This window comes from Gibbsiella dentisursi (assembly GCF_039539505.1).
In the GTDB taxonomy this organism is placed as follows: domain Bacteria; phylum Pseudomonadota; class Gammaproteobacteria; order Enterobacterales; family Enterobacteriaceae; genus Gibbsiella; species Gibbsiella quercinecans.
Map to the genome: position 1 here is coordinate 2,064,624 of NZ_BAABDG010000002.1, position 14,966 is coordinate 2,079,589.

Here is a 14,966-nt window from a genome sequence, read left to right on the forward strand (position 1 = left end):
GGCTAAATGGAATATATCCAAGGTAATGGTTAGCAAGAAAAAACGCCCCGCCAACCTGAAGTATAACGGGGATAGCCGCTATACCGCGGGATGATAGGCAAACAGGGCCGGCGCCCCACCGGTATGCACGAACAGAATCGGACCATCATCGCGAAAGCGTTGCTGGGCGATGCCGTCAATTAACCCGGCCATCGCTTTGCCGGTATAAACCGGATCCAGCAAGACGCCCTCCAGTTGGGCTAGCATACGCACCGCCGCCATCCCTTCTTCATTGGGCATACCGTATTGCGGCGCGAAATAATCGTCCCAGAGGGTAATGGGGGCTAAGGCGTCGCTCGCCAGCGAGCAGGCCAGCGCTTTCTGCAATTGCTCAACCTTCGGCAACTGATCGATCACCTTGCGGGAAACGGTCACCCCGACCAACTCCGTGTCGGGCAATAGCTGTTGCAGACCAACGGCCAGCCCGGCATGGGTGCCGGCACTGCCGGAAGCCACCACGACGGCGGCAAACTGCACATCCCGCGCCTGCTCGGCGATTTCCAGCGCGCACTGCACGTAGCCCAGCGCCCCCAGCGCATTTGAGCCCCCCACCGGCACAATATAGGGGCGGAAGCCTTGCGCTTCCAGGCGCGTGCCCAGATCGGCCAGTTGCGCCTGCGGATCATGCAGCGCATCGCACATCACGACTTCGGTATTGAACAGCTCCAGTAACAGCCGGTTGCCGTTAGTGAGGTAATTTTCCGCCGTGGTATCAATCGGGTTTTCCAGCAGCGCAACGCAGTGCAGGCCGAGCCTGGCGGCCACGGCCGCGGTTTGGCGCACGTGGTTGGATTGAATGGCGCCGGCGGTAACCAAGGTATCGGCCCCTTGCCTCAATGCGTCAGCGGCAAGATACTCCAGCTTTCTCAACTTGTTGCCACCCATGGCGATGGGCGTGACGTCGTCACGTTTGATGTAAATTTCACGGCCAAGATAGTCAGAAAGGCGAGGCAGTTTTTCGAGCGGCGTCACGGAGCCAACAAGATCCAGGCGCGGAAACTGCGCCAGTTGCTGTTGCAGATTCACAACTTCCCCCTGGGTTAAGGCATCAAGATCGAAAGGCTATATTTAGCAGATGTAGGCTCAATAATCACTGTTTATTCCAGGCGGCGCGGGCCATTTATATGCCCATGCTCGGCATCACGCTATGAGTATGAAGCGCAGCTGCGCCGGCACAAAACGCGCTAACCGCCAGCGGTAGTGCAATTCGCGGCGTGCGCCGCAGACCCACCTTTCACATATTGCAACAATTACAATGCATTGCCGTCAGACAATAACCTTTTAAGCCATGACGCAATTCGTTATTTTACCAGGGGCAGAATATTGCCGATAATGTTTTTGCGGATTATCATTTAACAGAGCCGTGATGTTCACTGGGCTATTTTGCCCAATTACGTTTATACCCGTCATACTTCTAGCTTCAACTGTGTTGGCTGTGTTTTATGCAGTTCATCCCAGCGCCTGGCCTTTAAGGGGCCAGCGCAAACACCGTTGGCTTTTTTGCCCGGCAAGGCGAATTATTTCGGGTATTTTTATTCGTCGTATTTTTTAAATATCTACCCTATCGTGCGTCTGTCGCCCGGCCAGGTGCTGTGAGCAACGGATGTTTTCCATACGGTGACTACTAACAGGTTTTATTACGACCATGACAAGTACCTTAGATTACCTGATGACCTTCCGTAAATGCTCCAACCTGGACAGCCTGGAAAAGGTCTATGACAAGTTGAACTATTCTATTGATAACGATGGGGAAATGAGCAACATGTACCGCGCAGCCGATCATCGGCGCGCCGAGCTGGTGGCCGGGAAACTGTTCGATTTAGGGAAAGTGCCTAAAACGCTGTGGGCGCAGGTGCTTTAATTCTTTTATCACCACGTCTTTATACTCAGATACGCCAGGTTGCCTGTGTTACAGGGCCCCGCCTGGGCCATTGGCGGGCTAATTCTTTCCTGGCGAGCTTTCCTGCGTTTGCCGATTTATGCGCTTGATAAAAAGCCCAGGCTTTAGCATTGGCGAAAACGGCAACGTTTTTAGCCCGAACTCGCATTATTTATTAAACGGCGTTTTCTGTTTAATACCGAAGATTATGGATACGTGCAATTCCATTGCGTGTGGTTTTCATTATGTTCTTATCAAAATAGCCATCATCAGATAACCCCGGCCGCACTGCGGCTCCCCTCTCATTAATCATGCTATTTTGTGCGCAAATCCAGTACGGCCAAACCTCCACCTGTTCGCACAACCAGTAACGCACGGCGTTAAGCCAAGCCTACCCGGCGGCGCCCGTTTTTGCCGCTCATTTTTTGATACAAATAATTCTTCAGGCAGTAAAAAAACTGGCTGCATCGCCAGGCAGCCTGCACCCCGCCGCAAAATCATAAAAAATTTTTAGCTATGAAAAAAATCATTAGGCGGATTCGCCAACCTTCAATTGTTTATTTTTTACCCAAAACACTGTTTGATTACCCACCATTGGCGATGAGAATCATCCGATTTTATATTTATCGTTTGAATATATTAACACTTACTTACCTTTCACTCTGGTATGTGTAAAGGATCACCAATCACTTATTTCAAGTTGAAAAATAGCATTCATTTAAGCAACTTACCTTTCTTTACATAGTCGACAAAATTGGTATTACCAATTTACCATTTATTTTTGTGATTTTTGCGAGAGCATCTATTTATATGTTTTATCTACAAAAAATAGAATGCTATTGTCAAAAAACAGAGTTACGCGTTGATCTGTTTGCCTATTTTGCAAATGCAGAGGGCTGGAGTAGACTTTTGCCAACCTTACAGCGTGTAAGTTTTGTTAAAGAAAACGTAAGGCCACTTCTCATTCTGTGACATGAACGCCCTCGGGATCGTGCGTAAATCTCGTGCGGTAGCCATGCCCAAGCCGGAAAACACTACGACTTAACTAATGATTAAATCAGCGCGTACAGCAATAAAACTGCACGATATAAACAGGGACAGGTAAACCGGCATCACACGCAACCATCTCTGGAAGTAATGATTCATTGTTAAGTTATTCACGCATATTCAGGCCGTGCGTCCGTTGCAGCGTTAGCCCTGCAACCTGCGCCCCGCGCCTTTTAATGGCCACTGGTCATTTTTATCTGTAGTGACAGGAATGATATCCAAACCGAAAACGGGATTGTTTTTGAGCAAAGCGCCACTCTGGCTTGCAGATATCTACAGGAATCCTTATTCGAATGAAAATCAATAAGACACAGCACATCAGCTTATGCACCCGCCTTTTCCGCTGGCCGGTGCCCCCACACATGGGCTCGCCCCTGTTGGCCACGGCCGGCAAGGGGGTAACGTTACGCCCACACAATTTGTCGGCGCGGCAAGTGATTGCCGCCCTCGCCCCACGCATTCGGCGCAAACGCACTGGCGGACCTACGCCCGGTGTTCTATTCCCCCAGCTAGCGCTCTTGCCGCCCCTGTCTCTCTTTATGCCTTCAACACAGAAACGTGTCTGGAACCCCACGGCTGCCGTGGGCGATCGCCACACGTCGCTCGCCCGCGCACCATGCCAAAAACCTTGCGCTACCGCCGGTGCCGCCGGCCCCTGAATGCCCTTCCCCAACGGAGTGGGAATATCACAACAATGGCTTCAGCCGAAAACAAAAGATAAAAGAGGATATTGTGAAAACACGGATTACGATGACACTGTTTGTCTCTTTACTGCTCGCCGGATGCTCATCATCACCGCCGCCATCCCCACCGGTGGTGATTAACAACGACGCACTGGTCACCAGCGAGGTTAATGGCGTAACACTGCGACACCGCGCCGCCGTCAGCGCACCGACGCAGTTCAAACCCATCAACGAACCCTACCGCAGCCTGTATCCCGCCAGCGTAATGAGCCAGCCGGATTACCACGGTGAACCTATCAGCCAGCTTGGCGGCGCGGCACCGTTTTTTGTGCTGGGTGAAGCGCAAAACCACTGGCTGGCAATAGCCAATGCTCGCGGCGGTGAACTGCAAGGCTATGTGCAAAGCAACGCCGGCGTGCCGGAAAAGCAATACAAGGCGACGCTGCGTAAAGACTTGCCGCGCCGCGCCCCTAGCCGCAAGCCAGACTGCGTGAAAATCGGCGGCGACAGCCAGGCGTGTAAAGACGCCGCTTCCGCCACCTGGATCATGCAGTAATTCTCTTCCGAGGGTGCGAGAACATCATGAATAAATCCCGTATCGCCGCTGGGTGTTGGGGCCTGTTTCTGCTGCTGGGCGCGCTGGCATTGAGCGGCTGCATGTCTTCCGCCAAGAGCGTGCCCGCCCGCTATAGTCTGGTGTTCGATGCCGATCGTCTGGTGAATACCGGCGCGGACCATCGCCCCGCGCCGGTTAAGGTGCGCGTTCTGTTGCTGCGCTCCGACGCAGAGTTTATGGATGCCGATTTCTTCAGCCTGCAGAGCAATGCCAAAGGCGTTCTTGGCAACAGCCTGCTTGATAGCGACCAGTTCTTCCTTTCGCCTGGCCAGGTGGGCAAAACCCTTAACGGCCAGGGCACGCTGGAAACCCGCTACATCGGTATCATCGCCGAATACCAGAATCTGGATGGCAAAGCCTGGCGCCTTTCACTGCCGCTGCCGGAGCCAACGCAAACCAATTTCTATAAATTTTGGCAATTTTCGCCGGACAAACTGGAAGCGCACATCATTGCCGGCAACAACGGCCTGCGCAGCGTCAATGACGGAGAATGACAATCCGCCGTTGCCAACATAGACAAGAATAATCAGGTGTGATGATGAAAGATGCTCATAAAGTTGTCTGGACCGAGGGAATGTTCTTGCGCCCTCACCATTTCCAGCAGGCGGAAAACTATCTTGAAGGCTACACGCGCAACTGGGGACAAGCGTTGCATGGCTGCTTCTGGGGTTTCCTGACCCTGGAATTCGACACCGCCCTGCTGCGGCAGGGAAAAATCGCACTGAGCGAAGCCAGCGGCATCATGCCGGACGGCACTCCATTCCACTTGCGCGGCGCACAACAGGCGCCGGCTCCGCTGGCCATTGCCGATACGCAAACCGGCGAGAATATCGTGCTGGCGCTGCCCACCTACCGCGCCGGCCGCGAAGATGTGGTCTTCCAGGAATCCACGGATGCCCTGGCGCGCTACCTGGCCTATGAAACTGAAGTGGACGATCTGAACGCGGTGTCGGTCGGCAGCGCGGCGCTGCAGTTCGGCCGCCTGCGGCTGCGGCTGATGCCGGAAAGCGAGCTTAACGCAGAATGGACCGCGCTGGCGGTGGCGCGGGTGCTGGAAAAACGCGCGGACAACAGTTTGCGCCTTGAGCCGGCCCAGATCCCGCCGATGCTCAACTGCCAGGCCCACCCGCTGCTGAAAAGTTTCATCAGCGATTTGCAGGGCCTGCTGCAACAGCGCAGCCAGCAGATGAGCCAGCGCCTGGTGCAACCGGGGCGCGGTGGCAGTTCCGAAATTCTGGACTTTATGCTGCTGCAATTGATTAACCGCTATTTGGGCCAGGTTAGCCATGCCAGCCACCTTGACCATCTGCACCCGGAACGGCTGTTTGCCGAATGGTTGCAGTTCGCCACCGAGCTGGCCAGCTTCTCGGCGCAGCGCACCCCGGACGCGCGGCTACCGGTCTATGACCATGACAACCTGGCGTTGTGCTTCGGCAAGCTGATGCTGCTGCTGCGCCAGGGGCTGTCGGTGGTGCTGGAAGATAACGCGATTCAACTGACGCTGGTCGAGCGTTCTCACGGGCTGAACATCGCCACGGTGCATGATGCCAACATGACACGCGACTTTGGTTTCGTGTTGGCGGTGCGCGCAGACGTTGCGCCAGAAATGCTGCTGACCCACTTCCCTGCGCAGATGAAAATCGCCCCGGTCACCCGCATCCGCGATCTGGTTCAGCTCCAGTTGCCGGGCATCGGCCTGCGCACCATGCCTTCTGCGCCGCGGCAAATCCCGTATCACGCGGGGTATACCTACTTCGAACTGGAAAAAAACGGCGATCTGTGGAAACAGATGGAAAAATCCAGCGCGTTTGCCCTGCACCTTTCCGGTGATTTTCCCGGGCTGGACATGGCGTTCTGGGCAATTCGCAGCCATACGGACCGGTAATCTATGACTCAGGAAAACAGCCAGGGCAATTCGTTAAGCAACCCGCTGGTGGCGGCGGCCAATCCGCTGCTGAATGCCATTTCGCAGATTCGCCAGTCGGCTACCCATGCCAACCCGGCGCAACTGCGCCAGCAGCTTATCGACGAAGTTCGTGGGTTTGAGATCCGTTGCCAACGCGCCACTCTGCCGTATGAGGTGATCATCGGCGCCCGTTATTGCCTGTGCACCGCACTGGACGAGGCCGCCGCGCTCACGCCCTGGGGCAGCAACAGCGTGTGGTCCGGCAATGGCCTGCTGGTGACGTTCCACAACGAAACCTGGGGCGGCGAAAAATTCTTCCAACTGTTGGCCAAACTTTCGCAAACCCCACGTGAACATATTCAACTGCTGGAACTGATCAACTTCTGCCTGCTGCTCGGTTTTGAAGGGCGCTATCGGGTGATTGAAAACGGGCGTTCACAGTTGGAAACCATGAAGCAGCGGTTGCTGCAACTGATTCGCTCGGTGCGCGGCGGCTACGCCCCGCCGCTGTCGCCCAACGTGTACGATCGCCCGGTGCAACAAAAACGCTGGCGCCCGCTGGTGCCGCTGTGGGCCTGTGCTGCATTAACCGGCTTTGTGGCTTCGCTGCTGTTCATCATCCTTAACTGGCGGCTGGGGGATGCCACCAGCCCGGTGTTGGCGTCCATTTATCAGACCAACCTGCCGCAGGTGAGCATCGCCAACCCGGCCCCGGCCGCACCGCCGGTGCTGAGCCTGAAGAGTTTCCTGAGCAAAGAGATCGCCGAAGGGCTGGTGGTGGTGCGCGATGAGGCCCAGCAAAGCGTGGTGATCCTCAAAGGCGACGGCCTGTTTGATTCCGGCGCCACCACGGTGCGCCCGGCGTATTTGCCGGTGCTTGATCGCATTGCCAAGGCGATGAACGGCGTCAGCGGCCGCATCCTGGTGACCGGCTACAGCGACAATGTGCCGATCCGCAGCGCACGCTTCGCCTCTAACTGGGAACTTTCCCTGGCGCGTGCCGAAGCCGTCAGCGCCCAGTTGCAAAAACACATCGATGACCCGCAGCGGGTGAAGGCGGAAGGCCGGGGCGAAAGCAACCCCGTGGCGCCGAATGATAGCAAAGAACACCGTGCGAAAAATCGCCGGGTTGAAATTACGCTGTTGGTTGCGCCGGGGAACACCCGGGCGCAGCTCAATGGATTGCAGCAAGGAAACGGAAAATAATGCTGAACACGTTATTTGCCATTATCACCAGCCGCCTGCTCTGGGGGTTCGCCGGCATCACCGCCTTGTCGTTCATCATCTGGACGATTGGCCCGCTGGTGGCGGTTGGCGACTACCGGCCGTTTGAGCCGGAACTGAACCGCATTATCACCATTGCCGCGATCGCCGTGATCTGGGTGCTGTGCCGCATTTTGCCGCGCCTGTACAGCGCCTGGCTCAACAAGAAAATGTTGAACAACCTGAACAAGGTGGAAGAAAGCCAGGAGAAACCGGCCACAGGTAAAGCTCAACCGGATCAGGCGCTGGCGCAGCGTTTTGACGAAGCCACCCAGTTGCTCAAACAGGCCCGTTTCGCCCCCGGCCAGGGTGGCAAACCGCATTGGGCGGCGCGTTTTAGCCGCCAGTATCTTTACCAACTGCCTTGGTATGTGATTATCGGCGCGCCTGGCGCCGGCAAGACCACCGCGCTGGCCAACTCCGGGTTGCATTTTCCGCTGGCTGAACGCTTCGGCAAAACGGCGCTGCGCGGCATTGGCGGCACCCGCAACTGCGACTGGTGGTTCACTAACGAAGCGGTCATGCTGGACACCGCCGGCCGTTACACCACCCAGGAAAGCCAGAGTGAAAGCGACGCCGATGAATGGCAAAGCTTTGTCGGCCTGCTCAAGAAATACCGTGCACGCCAGCCGATCAACGGCGTGATCGTCACCGTCAGCGCCGCCGATCTGTTGGGTGAAAGCGCGGAAACCCGCACAGCACAGGCCGTGGCCTTACGTAAACGGCTGGTGGAATTGCACAACCAGTTGGGCATCCACTTCCCGGTGTATGTCATGGTCACCAAAACCGACCTGTTGAACGGCTTTATGGCCTATTTCAACAGCTTCGACAAAGCCCAACGCGACCAGATTTGGGGCATGACCTTCCCTTATGCGCAAACGCGCCAGGCGGATTTCAATCTGAACCGCGCCTTTGAGCAACACTATGCGCTGCTGCAACAACGCCTGGACGCCGGCTTGCCTGACACGCTGCTGATGGAAAATGATGCGCGTCAGCGTGCCGAAAGCTATCTGTTCCCGCAAGAATTTGCGGCGCTGCAGCCACTGCTGGCCCAGTATCTGGACACGGTGTTCAGCACCTCAAACTTTGAAACCCGCTTTACCCCGCGCGGGATCTACTTTACCAGCGGGACGCAGGAAGGCCTGCCGTTCGACCGGGTAATGGGCGAGCTGAACCGCTATCTGCAACTGCCCACCGCGGCCGCCGGCAACAGCGCGCAGCCGGCCTGGAATGCCGTCAGCCATGAAGCACCGATCCCCGCGCCGAAAGGCCAAAGCTTTTTCCTCAAAGAGATGTTGGAAAACGTCATCTTCCTGGAGGCCGGGCTGGCCGGCAGCAACCGCTGGTGGGTATACCGCAATCGGCTGCTGCACTGGGCGGGCTATATCGCATTAGGGCTGGTGCTGCTGGTGCTGGGCGTGCTTTGGTTCACCAGCTACGGCAACAACAAAGCGTACCTGGCCGAGGTGGGTGCCAAAGTGCCAGCGGTGGAACGCCAGGGCCAGGGGCTGACGCAGTTGGGCGCCAGCGATATGTTTGCCCTATTGCCGTTCCTCAACAGCGTATTGCATCTGCCGGAAAGCCAGAACTTCTCGCTGCAGGATCCACCGTTGACCTACCGTATGGGTCTGTACCGCGGCGATCAGATCAGCGCCGCCAGCAACGCGCTCTATCAGAAAACCTTGCAGGAATTGCTGTTGCCGCAGGTAGCGCAGCAAATTGCCGCCACGCTGCGTAACGATAGCCATAGCGATGCCGACTTCAGCTATGAAGCGCTGAAAGCCTATCAGATGCTCTACCTGCCCAAGCAATACGACGGCCAATTTCTGCGCGCCTGGGTGATGCTCAACCTTCAGCGCACCCTGCCCCAGGGCAGCACGCAGAAGCAGTTGCAGCAGCTTGAATGGCACCTGAGCCAATTGCTGGACAACCAAATCCAGTCATCGCCTTATGCCAAAGATGAAGCGCTGATCGCGCAGGCGCAGGCGGCGATTAACCGCGCACCGCTGTCGCAACGGGTATACGGCCGGCTCAAGCGCCTGCTGCTGAAGCAGACCGAGATCAAACCGGTCAGCGTAGTGGATCTGGCCGGGCCGCAGGCCGAACTGGCGTTCAGCCGCAAGAGCGGCCAACCGCTGACCGACGGCGTGCCGGGGCTGTTTACCCCACAGGGGTACTGGAAGGCTTTCGACAGCAATATCGACCAGGTTACCGATACCCTGCGCCAGGAAGACGTGTGGGTGCTCAACACCCAAACGCCGGAGCAGAAAAGCGCCGATCTGACCAAAACCGTGCGCCAGCTCTACATGCAGGACTTTACCAACAGCTGGGACGCATTATTGGAAGATTTGCAGTTAGCTAACATCAGCAGCCTGGAGCAACGCATCAGCAGCGCGCGCCTGCTTTCCGGCACCCCTTCCCCACTGCGCAACCTGCTGGTCAACATCGCCAAAAACGTGACGCTGCGCGATGAAAGCAGCAATAACGCCGCGCAAGCCACTGCCAAAGCGGGCCAGCAGTTAAACCAGAACGCCAACCACACGTTGGAAACGCTGTTTTCCAACCGCCCGGCCAACGCCGACGGTGATGTTTCCGCCCAGCCGGAACAGGTGGTGATGGCCCACTTTGCCCCACTGCTGGCATTGGCACAGGGCCAGGGCGATAGCAGCAAGGCGATCCCATTTGACAGCGTGCTCAAGCAGGTGGACGAACTCTACAGCTACCTGACCGCGGTACAGGGCGCCGCCAACAGCGGTATGTCCGCGCCGCCGGGGGATGTGATCCCGCGGCTGCAGGCGGAATCCGGCCGCTTGCCGGTGCCGTTCAAGCAAATGCTGTTGCAGTTGGCGATCGGCGCCAGCAGCGACACCCAGCGCAAAGAAATGGAAAACGTTAAAAAGCGCATCAGCTTTGAAGTGGGCAGCTTTTGCCAGCAGGCCATTGCCGGCCGTTACCCGCTCACCGCCCGGGCGCGGCAAGAAGTCACACCCGACGATCTGGCGCGCATGTTCGCGCCCAATAGCGGGCTGATGGACAGCTTCTTCCGGGAAAACCTGCAGGGCAAAGTGGATACCACCCGTGCCAACTGGCGCTTTACCCCAGGCGTGGACGGCAAAACCCTGCCGGGCGGCGAAGGTATTTTACGCTCATTCCAGCAGGCGCAGCGCATCCGCGATGCGTTCTTCGCCAACGGCACCGCCACGCCGTCGTTCCGTGTGACGGTGCGCCCGGTGCGCATGGATAACGATATTCTCAATATGACGCTGGACGTTGACGGGCAACTGTTCAAATACAGCCACGGCCCGCAGGTGCCATTAGTGGTGAGTTGGCCGGGAACCAACAACACCAACCAGGTGCACCTGCAGTTGGCGCTGGCGAACGGCACCAGCGCCAGCCTGGTGACCAGTGGCCCGTGGGCGCTGAACCGCATGGTGGATATGGCCCAGCTTTCTGCCGGCGCTGGCGGCTTAAGCCGGCAGGCGGCGTTTAACCTTGATGGCCACCATGTCACGCTGGAGTTTACCGCCAACAGCATTCGTAATCCGTTCCAACTGCCGGCATTTTCTTGCCCTTAGGCAGTGTCCCAGAAAGGACCTGATGATGAGTAACGAACATCCCCTGAGCGCGCATATCGGCTGGTACGGCAAAATCCCGGCCGCCGGCGATTTTTTACAGCGCCGCCTGCCCGATGCGGTGATCAACCACTGGGCGCACTGGTTTCATAACGGCCTGGCAAACCTGCAGCGCAGCCTGCCGGATAGCGCCAACCAGGTATTCAGCAGCGCCCCGGTATGGAATTTCGCCGTCCCGGCAACGCTGGGCGTCCCCTATGTGCAACTGGGCTGCCTGCTGCCGGCGCGTGACCGCGTTGGCCGCCATTATCCGATCTGCGCGCTGCGCCTGTTCACCCCGGAACAGTGGCGTAATCCGCAGTTGAACCACGCGGCGCAGTGGTACCAGCAACTGGGCTATACCTTGCTCAACGGCGTGCGCAACGGCTACTCCGCGGAACAGATTGATCGGGCGCTGCTGGCGATCCCGGCATTGCCGGCCCCGCCGCCGGAAAGCGAATCCGATATTCTGGCGATCATCGGCGATCCTTCACCGGAGAGGCCGAGGTTGGGCTGGCAACAGGCCGCCGATTGTTTTGACCCTGCGCAGTACACCAGCTTCTGGTGGACCAACCAAGCGGACGGCCACCCGCTTTATACCCACGTGCACAGCGGTAACCTGACGGTGCAACTGTTTGCGCTCCTGTTTGAACTCAACGGCTGGGCGCGCGCCGGCCGTCGCGGGCAATACCCGCAAATGTTTGATTAACTGCAGCTTAATTAAGAGACACCTTATGGCTATCGATACCCTGCTGGCACCGGTTGAAACAGACAACCCCTGTGGCGACAACCTGGAATATGACGCTGATTTTCTGGCGATGGAGCAGGCTTCGGCGGGCAAGGCCGAACAGCAGTTCGGTAGCACCATCATCCCGGCCGAAGCGCCGGACTGGATGCTGGTTGAACGGCTGGCCACCGGCCTGTTGGCGCGAACCAAAGATCTGCGCGTGATGCTGTACCTGACCCGCGCCTGGGCGCAGTTGCGCGGCCTGCAAGGCTATGCCGACGGCCTGACATTGATTCATCAGGCGCTGGAACGCTATTGGGACAGCCTGCTGCCGCTGTTGGAATTCGACGGCGAAGCCGACCCGTTGTTTCGCATTAACGTGCTGGCCGACTTAAGCGATAAAGCCGCGCTGGCCAGCTGTGTGCGCCATGCCCCTTTGCTGAAAAGCGCCGCCGGTGAGATTTCACTGCGCGATGCCTGCGCGCTGCTTGATGGCAGCAAACAGGAGTGCCCCGGCTTCCCCGGCGGCCGGGCGCGCCTGCAGGATGAGCTGGCGCAGGCGGATCAACCCGCCGGGCAGGTGGTGCACACCATCGCCCAACGCCTTGGCGCCATCCGCGAAGTGGTTACGCGCCATCTGGGCGAAAGCGCGCTGCCGGAAATGGACAGCCTGCTGCGCATGTTTAGCCTGGTTGCCCAATCTTGCCAGGCCCCTGCCGCGCCGCAGGCCGAACAGGAAACGCCGCCGGCCGCCACGGCCAGCGAAGCACAGTCCGCCGCGCCGGCCACCGCAGTGTTCAACTGGCGCAGTGCGCAGATCCAGTCACGGGATGATGCCCTGCTGATGCTGGACAAGGTGAAAAACTACTTCAGCCTGCATGAACCCAGCCACCCGGCGCCGTTGATGATCAACCGGGTACAGCGGCTGATTGCCATGGACTTTATGCAAATTGTCCGCGATCTGGCCCCGGACGGCCTGAACCAACTGGAGACCATTCTTGGTCGCCCCGATAATGAGGAGAACCGTTGACCAGCCAAAACAAGCGTTCTTCCCAACCCACGATATCCCCCAATTTGAACCGCACCATCCACGGATGGAAGGTTCCTAATCATCATTAGATGGAGTAACTCATGGCAAACGCAAAATCCCGCAGCGGGCAGAAGTTCATTGCCCGCAACCGTGCACCGCGCGTGCAGATTGAATACGATGTGGAAATCTACGGTGCCGAGCGCAAGATCCAACTGCCGTTCGTCATGGGCGTGATGGCAGACCTGGTGGGCAAGCCGGTTGAAGCGCTGCCAAGCGTTGACGAGCGCAAATTCCTGGATATCGACGTCGACAACTTCGATGAGCGCATGAAATCCCTCAAGCCACGCGTTGCCTATCAGGTGGACAATACGCTGACCGGCGAAGGCAAGCTGAATATCGATCTGACCTTTGAAAGCATGGAAGATTTCTCCCCTGCCGCCATTGCGCGCAAGGTCGATTCGCTCAACGGCCTGCTGGAAGCCCGTACCCAGCTTTCCAACCTGCTTTCCTACATGGATGGCAAAAACGGCGCCGAAGAGCTGATTTCCCAGATCCTGCAGAACCCGGAACTGCTGAAATCCCTGACCAACGCCGCTAAGCCGGCGGCCACCGACAACAACGAGCATGAGGAATAATCGATGAGCAACTCTCCTCAGCAGCAGCAACCCCTGCAAAGCGGCGAAACCTTCTCCAGCGACGAGTTCAGCGCGCTGCTCAATAAAGAGTTTCGCCCCAAGACCGACCAGGCCAAAGAGGCGGTGGAAAACGCGGTGAAAACCCTGGCGCAACAGGCGCTGGAAAACACCGTGACCGTATCTTCCGATGCTTACCGCACCATTCAGGCGTTGATCGCCGAGATCGACGAAAAGCTGTCGCAGCAGATTAACGGCATCATCCATCATGAAGAGTTCCAGAAGCTGGAAAGCGCTTGGCGCGGGCTGCACTATCTGGTCAGCAATACCGAAACCGACGAAATGCTGAAAATCCGCTTTATGAGCCTGTCCAAACAGGAACTGGGGCGCACGCTGAAACGCTATAAAGGCGTGGGCTGGGATCAAAGCCCGATTTTCAAAAAAGTTTACGAACAGGAATACGGCCAGTTCGGCGGCGAACCGTTTGGCTGCCTGATGGGCGATTACTATTTCGACCACAGCCCGCAGGACGTGGAGCTGTTAGGCGAGATGGCGAAGATCGGTGCAGCTTCGCACTGCCCGTTTATCGCCGGTACCGCGCCGAGCGTGATGCAGATGGAATCCTGGCAGGAGCTTTCCAACCCGCGCGATCTGACCAAAATCTTCCAGAACACCGAATACGCCGCCTGGCGCAGCCTGCGCGAATCGGAAGATGCGCGCTATCTGGGCCTGGTGATGCCGCGCTTTTTGGCGCGCCTGCCGTACGGCGTGCGCACCAATCCGGTGGATGAGTTCGATTTTGAAGAAGATACCGCCGGCGCCACCCACAGCAACTACACCTGGAGCAACGCAGCCTACGCCATGGCGGCCAACATCAACCGCTCGTTCAAAGACTTTGGCTGGTGCACCGCCATCCGTGGGGTGGAATCCGGCGGCGCGGTTGAAAACCTGCCGTGCCATACCTTCCCGAGCGATGACGGCGGCGTGGATATGAAGTGCCCGACCGAAATCGCCATCAGCGACCGCCGCGAGGCCGAGCTGGCGAAAAACGGTTTCATGCCGTTGGTGCACCGCAAAAACTCTGACTTTGCCGCCTTCATCGGCGCCCAATCGCTGCAGAAACCGGCCGAATACTACGATGCCGACGCCACCGCCAATGCCCAATTGGCTGCGCGCCTGCCCTACCTGTTCGCCTGCTGCCGTTTTGCCCACTACCTTAAGTGCATCGTGCGCGACAAAATCGGCTCGTTCCGTGAGCGCGACGATATGGAACGTTGGCTGAACGACTGGATCATGAACTATGTGGATGGCGATCCGGCCAACTCTTCACAAGAAACCAAATCCCGCAAACCGCTGGCCGCAGCCGAAGTGCAGGTGGAAGAAATTGAAGATTCGCCAGGTTACTACAGCGCCAAATTCTTCCTGCGCCCGCACTATCAGTTGGAAGGTTTGACCGTTTCACTGCGGCTGGTTTCCAAACTGCCGTCGTTGAAGGCAAAAGAGGCTTAACAGCGACCACGCCTTGCCATAACA

11 protein-coding genes are annotated in these 14,966 nt (G+C 57.6%); 10 read left to right on the top strand and 1 reads right to left on the bottom strand.

Annotation, left to right across the window (positions count from 1 at the left end):
* Positions 1–78: 78 nt before the first annotated feature.
* Positions 79–1,065, bottom strand: coding sequence for a D-cysteine desulfhydrase (locus ABFX35_RS09830; protein WP_279027146.1), 987 nt, complete (start codon positions 1,063–1,065; stop codon positions 79–81).
* A gap of 619 nt (positions 1,066–1,684) precedes the next feature.
* Here ABFX35_RS09830 and ydgT point away from each other — a divergent pair.
* From ydgT to tssC, 10 genes are all read left to right on the top strand, one after another.
* Positions 1,685–1,900: a transcription modulator YdgT gene (gene ydgT, locus ABFX35_RS09835; RefSeq protein ID WP_095848380.1), complete on the top strand. Its 216-nt coding sequence runs from the start codon at positions 1,685–1,687 to the stop codon at positions 1,898–1,900.
* Positions 1,901–3,697: 1,797 nt separating this feature from the next.
* Positions 3,698–4,204 carry a type VI secretion system accessory protein TagV gene (gene tagV / locus ABFX35_RS09840; protein ID WP_279027145.1) on the top strand — a complete coding sequence of 169 codons (507 nt, stop codon included), beginning with the start codon at positions 3,698–3,700 and terminating at the stop codon, positions 4,202–4,204.
* Between the two features lie 26 nt (positions 4,205–4,230).
* The gene (tssJ, locus tag ABFX35_RS09845; RefSeq protein WP_279027144.1) at positions 4,231–4,758 is read left to right on the top strand and encodes a type VI secretion system lipoprotein TssJ; all 528 of its coding nucleotides are present in this window, start codon (positions 4,231–4,233) and stop codon (positions 4,756–4,758) included.
* 44 nt (positions 4,759–4,802) lie between these two features.
* Positions 4,803–6,149 carry a type VI secretion system baseplate subunit TssK gene (gene tssK, locus ABFX35_RS09850; protein WP_279027152.1) on the top strand — a complete coding sequence of 449 codons (1,347 nt, stop codon included), beginning with the start codon at positions 4,803–4,805 and terminating at the stop codon, positions 6,147–6,149.
* Between the two features lie 3 nt (positions 6,150–6,152).
* Positions 6,153–7,376 carry a DotU family type VI secretion system protein gene (locus ABFX35_RS09855; RefSeq protein WP_279027142.1) on the top strand — a complete coding sequence of 408 codons (1,224 nt, stop codon included), beginning with the start codon at positions 6,153–6,155 and terminating at the stop codon, positions 7,374–7,376.
* Positions 7,376–11,008 carry a type VI secretion system membrane subunit TssM gene (tssM, locus tag ABFX35_RS09860; RefSeq protein ID WP_346080581.1) on the top strand — a complete coding sequence of 1,211 codons (3,633 nt, stop codon included), beginning with the start codon at positions 7,376–7,378 and terminating at the stop codon, positions 11,006–11,008. Before ABFX35_RS09855 ends, tssM begins: the two co-directional genes overlap by 1 nt.
* Positions 11,009–11,030: 22 nt before the next feature.
* Entirely contained in the window at positions 11,031–11,753 is a 723-nt protein-coding gene (gene tagF, locus ABFX35_RS09865) for a type VI secretion system-associated protein TagF (RefSeq protein ID WP_423783674.1), read from the top strand.
* 25 nt (positions 11,754–11,778) lie between these two features.
* Positions 11,779–12,801 carry a type VI secretion system protein TssA gene (gene tssA, locus ABFX35_RS09870; RefSeq protein ID WP_346080583.1) on the top strand — a complete coding sequence of 341 codons (1,023 nt, stop codon included), beginning with the start codon at positions 11,779–11,781 and terminating at the stop codon, positions 12,799–12,801.
* A 101-nt stretch (positions 12,802–12,902) separates the two neighbouring features.
* Complete coding sequence (gene tssB / locus ABFX35_RS09875; protein WP_095848370.1) at positions 12,903–13,436, top strand: type VI secretion system contractile sheath small subunit; 534 nt, start codon at positions 12,903–12,905, stop codon at positions 13,434–13,436.
* A 3-nt stretch (positions 13,437–13,439) separates the two neighbouring features.
* A complete protein-coding gene (gene tssC, locus ABFX35_RS09880) occupies positions 13,440–14,942 on the top strand; it encodes a type VI secretion system contractile sheath large subunit (protein WP_095848369.1) in 1,503 nt (500 codons plus the stop codon).
* The last annotated feature ends 24 nt before the right edge of the window (positions 14,943–14,966 follow it).

What these genes read in the sequence shown, in the direction of transcription:
- tagF (WP_423783674.1), top strand. Translation starts at nt 11,031, where the DNA reads ATGATGAGTAACGAACATCCCCTGAGCGCGCATATCGGCTGGTACGGC.
- tssJ (WP_279027144.1), top strand. Translation starts at nt 4,231, where the DNA reads ATGAATAAATCCCGTATCGCCGCTGGGTGTTGGGGCCTGTTTCTGCTG.
- tssK (WP_279027152.1), top strand. Translation starts at nt 4,803, where the DNA reads ATGAAAGATGCTCATAAAGTTGTCTGGACCGAGGGAATGTTCTTGCGC.
- tssB (WP_095848370.1), top strand. Translation starts at nt 12,903, where the DNA reads ATGGCAAACGCAAAATCCCGCAGCGGGCAGAAGTTCATTGCCCGCAAC.
- ABFX35_RS09855 (WP_279027142.1), top strand. Translation starts at nt 6,153, where the DNA reads ATGACTCAGGAAAACAGCCAGGGCAATTCGTTAAGCAACCCGCTGGTG.
- ydgT (WP_095848380.1), top strand. Translation starts at nt 1,685, where the DNA reads ATGACAAGTACCTTAGATTACCTGATGACCTTCCGTAAATGCTCCAAC.
- tssM (WP_346080581.1), top strand. Translation starts at nt 7,376, where the DNA reads ATGCTGAACACGTTATTTGCCATTATCACCAGCCGCCTGCTCTGGGGG.
- tssC (WP_095848369.1), top strand. Translation starts at nt 13,440, where the DNA reads ATGAGCAACTCTCCTCAGCAGCAGCAACCCCTGCAAAGCGGCGAAACC.
- tssA (WP_346080583.1), top strand. Translation starts at nt 11,779, where the DNA reads ATGGCTATCGATACCCTGCTGGCACCGGTTGAAACAGACAACCCCTGT.